2 protein-coding genes are annotated in these 5,985 nt (G+C 46.1%); both read right to left on the reverse strand.

What is annotated here, in order from left to right; all coding sequences use genetic code 11:
• Window positions 1–361: 361 nt before the first annotated feature.
• A complete protein-coding gene (locus I6E24_RS15020) occupies window positions 362–3,301 on the reverse strand; it encodes a M64 family metallopeptidase (protein WP_235329388.1) in 2,940 nt (979 codons plus the stop codon).
• Between the two features lie 21 nt (window positions 3,302–3,322).
• Window positions 3,323–5,938, reverse strand: a complete 2,616-nt coding sequence (locus I6E24_RS15025; protein WP_235329389.1) for a BACON domain-containing protein — start codon at window positions 5,936–5,938, stop codon at window positions 3,323–3,325.
• Window positions 5,939–5,985 lie beyond the last annotated feature (47 nt).

Below are 5,985 nucleotides of genomic sequence, written 5' to 3' on the forward strand. Positions count from 1 at the left end.
TACGCACAAACATAGCACGAAGATACAAAATTTCAGTGCGTCACCCAAATTAGACTTAAAAACACTGCTACAGATACCTATAGGGCAGGTTCATGAGAAAATTTTAAAAAAGTGATAAAGTCAGGAAGAAACGTTAGACCGCCGCACGGAGCGCAAATTGCTGAAAGCGGAACGCAAAGGTGAATCTACATTGGAGCTGAAATGAGTTACAAACATACAAGGACGCAAAAGCCGAAACCCTGACTCTACAGGCAAATAAAGAACCTCTTTACACCAACCCGATACAGCAGTAAACAAGAAGACGCACCAACCAACTATGTCCGTGCGTCTTCTTGCTTTATATTGCCATCATACGACATTTTTATTCATACACAAACCTGCCGTTTTCCCAGCGGGCTTTGATAACAACCGGTGGAGCGGTTGGCGGATATTTCTTTTGCGGAACCACAGAAACACGGCTTCTCGCACGTTGGTTCAAGTCCCAATTTACAAATTCCTCATAATCGTACGTCCAACTTTCTCCATACGCCAATTTATGGATACGGTAATAAATGGCTTCACGCGAAGGAGCATTGAATCCTCCGGTATTATCATTCATGATGCTGTTTTCGGTAGGACGATATGCACCAGTCCAATACGTACAAGCTCCTTCATAAACACCGATATTCTCACTGGCATACCGTGAATCAGCTATGAATTTGCTCCAATATACCCGGGCAGGGTCGGGAATATAATCGGTATTTTTACCCCAGCCATAATTTTCCCGCATATTTTGTTCGTCACGTATTTCATTTGCCGGAATCATGCCCATATACTCGTAAGCATATTCATCATTCAACTTAGCAAAGCCATGTCCTCCGGCTTCATGATGCAGTATAGTCGCCAAATCTTCATAAGTCGTACCTATCGGGAAATAGGCAACCGACGTGCCTCTTCCATAATCGCTGGTATAACCCGTATTATAATACATCCAGCAGGTACCCGCATACCTTGTAGAATTCATCATCACAATAATCAGCACATCTTGCATCTGCTCATCGGTAAAATTAAAAGCAGCCTGAGCATACTGCATACACAAACCATCATTTCCACCCACACGTGTACCTTCTCCGAAATAACAAGAAAAAGCTGTTTCACCGCCATCAAAGTAGCCCTCGTTTTGAGATACGGCATTTACATAATACACATTAAACATATCTCTGAACGAAGCATAAGGCTCTTCGCTGAAAAACGCATCTGCTGCTTGCTGCATTACTTTTTCATACGTTCCGTCGGCAATCTGTCTGTCTGAGAAAGCATCACCCATCAGCACGACATTGATGCCGTTTCCTTCGGAAGCCGTTTGCAGAGTGTACGCCTTTCTGTCCGCCGAGAAGTCGGTGGATTCATAAGGTGCATCACCTTCGCCCAATATGCCTTTCAAGAATTCCGGCAACTCATCACGAGAGGTAAAACTGCTATGGAAAATCATCTTACCCGTTTCATCGAAAGCGATAACCGTAGGGAATCCTGAATAAGGAATACCTCCTTCCGGATTTTCCATCAATGTAGGCCATTCCATATCATTGCTTTCAATGTAATTGTTCGCGTCTGCCGGATTGTCCATACCGTCAGTACAAATACCAATAATCTCTAACGAATGGTTCTTATAACGTTGATACAACTCCGACATCACCGGATGAAACGCTTTACTGTATCCACACCACGTAGCCCATACATAATACAAGGTAACTTTATGACTGGATACAATATCTATCGTACGGATGGTATTGCCCCGATTATCTGTTGCCGTAAAATCTGGTATATAAAGATTAAGAGTTTCAAAAGTAAAGCCTCCCGGTTCGTTTTGCTCGATACATCTATACCCGTTTATTTGCCACCAATCGGTAGCGGTAACAGCTTCCGGCACATCTCCTCCCAACATATTGTCTGAAAAATCCATCGCTTGCAACTTGGTCAGCCTGCTTAACGTTTCAGGTACTTCTCCCGTCAGCTGGTTGCCAAACAAATAGCAATATTCCAAATTGATGAGATTGCCAAACTCCGAAGGGATGTTCCCCATCAACTGATTCTCATAGATATAACATGCCCTTAAATCGCTCAAGTTGCCTATCTCCTGCGGAATACTTCCCGTCAATTGGTTATTGTTCAGGTACAAATAACCGAGAATGTGCATATTGCCTATAGACGATGGAATCTCTCCCGTCAGCGTATTGCCACTCAAATCCAATGTATACAGTTCGGTCAGATTGCCTATTTCTTCCGGAATGCTACCCACCAGATTGTTATAAGACAAATGGATATACTGTACTCTCTCTTGGCTGTAATCCAATGTCACTCCATACCATTCCGACAAAGGAGCATTCGTACACCAGTTGGTATTGTTCGTCCAGTTGTCCCCATTGGTTGCATCATACAGCGCAATGAGAATATCACGGTCTGTTGGTCCTTCCGGTTCCAGTTCCGCATCGGTATCTACTGCCGCAAAGCTGGAAATGACGGAACGAGTTACGGTTATCGACTTTTGAGTCTGCTTACGAATGGTCTGCTCCTTACCGTTTATCGTTCCGGTTATATCCACTGTAATGCCTTGCGTCAAGGTTTGGGGAGCTACGACAAAATAAAACTCCGTTACACTCAATTCGGACAACTGCACATTGGCAGAAGTGCGCAACTGAATAGCCGTCAGCTTATCACCGCTTCCGTCAATGGTAAACACCGGTGCATCGGAAGCAATGTCAATGGTTCCGTCTCCGGCCAACGCCTCCCCGTTATTTCCTTGAAGGCGGATAGAAGAGACAGCCATCGTGCCGGTGAGGCGCAAACGGATGATGCCGCAGGTCTGCAAGAAACGGAAGTCGCTATGGGTGCTTTTCGCTACCATCGGACAATCGCCTGTATCGAAACTTCCTGCACGATAGTCTTGCCCGTCGGTCAAACGATAAGAAATCTTGGTTCCCTCTACGGCACTTTGCGCACTATAAGGATAAAAAGCATAAAACTCTTCTCCGCTCACACCCGTTTCGCTTTCGAAACGGGCCTCATCGCCTTGTATTTCCGTCAAATCATAACGCACGGCTTCGGCAGTTGTATTACTGAAAATACCGATTGCGTCCGACTGTTCCCATATCACAGCATTGCCCGACAATTGGGTACGGCTTTTCACAGCCGCCGAAGTAGTGGCTTTTACCGATGTCAACCGGGTATCCGATTGGTGCGACGACTGCAATTCATCTTGTTTACATCCTGCCAAAGAGAGCAAGAGCAAACTCAAGCAAAAAATTATATATGTATGTTTCATAATGATTCTATTTTATCATTCTTACCAGTTTTCTTCATTCTCGGTAAAGTCTTCTATCTGCCCGCCGGCCGTAGACGGTTGCTTGCCAGCCTGAAGCACTTCAATCGTCTGGCTCAATCCGCCGGCTGTAACGGTGATGTTGCCTTTCCTTTCGGCACGGTCTGCATTGGCTGCAATGACAATATTGCCGTTTTGCAGGCTCATCCAAGCATTGCCATTCAAGTTTACATTCGATTCACCTGCATTGGTGTTGATAGTCAACGGATACGTACCGCCTTCTGCCGGTGCTTCTATACGCTGGGGCGTAACATTCAGGTAAAGTTCCTCTCCTGCCTGAGTTACTGTAACGGTTCGTGTGACGCTGCCGTCTTCCGAAACAAAGGTCAGAGTAGCTTGGCGAGCGGCTGTCCCTTCATTGGCGGCTACATCGAAGGTCAAAGAAGGAGCTTCGGTCAAACCGCTTACCGGACTGGTCAGCCAAGAAGCGCTGCTCGACACACTGTATTTCGTATTGCCTTCTATCGACACGCTGATAGAGGTGGCTTCATGCGACAAATCAAACGCTGATGGAGAAACAGCCAAGGAGGCAGCAGCTTTGCCTGCCTGCGTCACCGTAACGGTTCGTGTGACGCTGCCGTCTTCCGAAACAAAGGTCAGAGTGGCTTCGCGGTCGGACGTGCTTTCATTGGCGGCTACATCGAAGGTCAAAGAAGGAGCTTCGGTCAAACCGCTTACCGGACTGGTCAGCCAAGAAGCACTGCTCGAAACGCTGTACCTCACATTTGCATCAATTTCTACCTCAATAGAAGCCGCTTCCGAAACCAAGGCAAACGTAGTCGGCGAGACATTCAACTTGGGCATTTCTTTACCCGCTTGTGTTACCGTAACGGTCCGCACCATGCTTCCGTCTTCCGAGGTAAATGTGATAACACCTTCACGGATTTCTGTCCCTTCATTCGCCTTCACATCGAAGGCAACCGAAGAGGCGTTTATCGTACCACTTACCGTAGTAGTAATCCAACCGACATTGCTCGCCACTTGGTAATTCACATTCGTGCTGACTGAAACAGTAAATGATGCCGCATCTGCGCCCAACGACAAAGAAGACGGAGAAACGTTCATGAAGTCATAATCCCCCACTTCTTCTTCCTTTCCAGCCTGGACTACCTTTACTTTCTGTTCCCCAATCTCGCTATCCAGAAGAATCACGGCTTCACGGGAAACGGTGCTGTAATTCGGTTCGCAACTGAACGTCAACGTTTCGGCCACCAATCCCCGGCTCTTCACTTGCTCCAACCAATCGGCATCGATAGAAACCGTATAATCCACATTCGTCTGCAATTCCAAAGAAAATCCAGTATCTTCCGCCGCCAACTCAATACGGGAAACAGAAACTATCAAGCCACCCGCCGCAGCCTGACGGACCAATAAGGTATCGGTAAGTGTCGCGGTCTCATCACTAAAGATAAAACGCGCCTCACGGGAATCGTATGTTTCATTGGGTTGCACCTCCAAATGAATGGTATGCGTAGACACGGCTCTTCCCGCCGGCTCTGCAATCCAGTCGTATTCGGCCTCAGCCTTATACGTATAGGCGACATTCGACTGTACTTGTACATCGACCGTCCCACCTTCCGCCCCTACATTCAGGACCTCATCGGAAAGCAGCAACACGGGTGCTTCTTCTTTACCAGCCTGATAGACATTTACAGTCTCTTCCAATTCACCGCTTTTCAGTGTAATGACGCCCGAACGCTGTTCTTCCGATTCGTTTGCCGCAACACGGAATGTCAATGTTTCTTTCGTCAGGCTACGCGACGTAAGCGGTTCTATCCAATCGGCAGATACACTCACCTCATACGACACATTGGCTTGCACCTCCAGCTCGATGGTACTTTCGGATGCCGGAAGTTCATAAACCTGTTGCGATAGAATAAGCGCATCCTTCTGCTTTTGGGTAACCACAACCGTCTCCTGTTCGTCGCCACAAACCAGAAAGACTGAAGCTGAGCGTTCGTCTGTACTTTCATTGGAAGCTACAGTTACCGTAACGCTTCCTTCTCCCGCTTCACCTGATGGGGGAGAAACACTTATCCAACTGTCCGCACGTGAATTGCCTACAGAAGCGGTCCATGCCGCAGTGGCTTTAAAATGGATGGAAAGCGTACCTCCAACTGATTCAACAAGAGGTTGCCTGTCTGTTCCTTCAGCAAGCGTGATGCTTGCCACTACAGGGGGTTCTTCCAATTCTTTCTCCGAATCGGAACACGATGCCGCCAAAAGCAACAGCAGCAAAGACATGATTCCTTGTAACTGGTACATCTGAATCCAAGAGCGCATGTGTTTCATAAGCATTACAAGTTTAAATTTATAATTTATTAGGGTAAAAAGACAAATCCATAAATCAATGTCCACCTCATACCGCTTCATTCTTAACCGACCGACCCGCTTGGCATTATTACAAATCACTTTTACATTGGACCGCACGAAAGCTCTTCTTTGCCAAAGTATCTGATTGAAAAAGAATGCAGAGACAAATATATGTAAATTTTGTTGAATAAGTAAGTGATCTAAAATATTTTTATATTCAGCATAAATTATTAATATTGTCTCATGATATTTTAGAAATTGAATCATGAAACATATAAAAGTGCTTGAATTGAGTGAGGCTGATCGCCTCAAAC

The sequence above is a fragment of the Bacteroides caecigallinarum genome, from assembly GCF_021530995.1.
Taxonomy (GTDB): Bacteria; Bacteroidota; Bacteroidia; order Bacteroidales; family Bacteroidaceae; genus Phocaeicola; species Phocaeicola faecigallinarum.

What these genes read in the sequence shown, in the direction of transcription:
- I6E24_RS15025 (WP_235329389.1), bottom strand. Translation starts at nt 5,938, where the DNA reads ATGATTCAATTTCTAAAATATCATGAGACAATATTAATAATTTATGCT.
- I6E24_RS15020 (WP_235329388.1), bottom strand. Translation starts at nt 3,301, where the DNA reads ATGAAACATACATATATAATTTTTTGCTTGAGTTTGCTCTTGCTCTCT.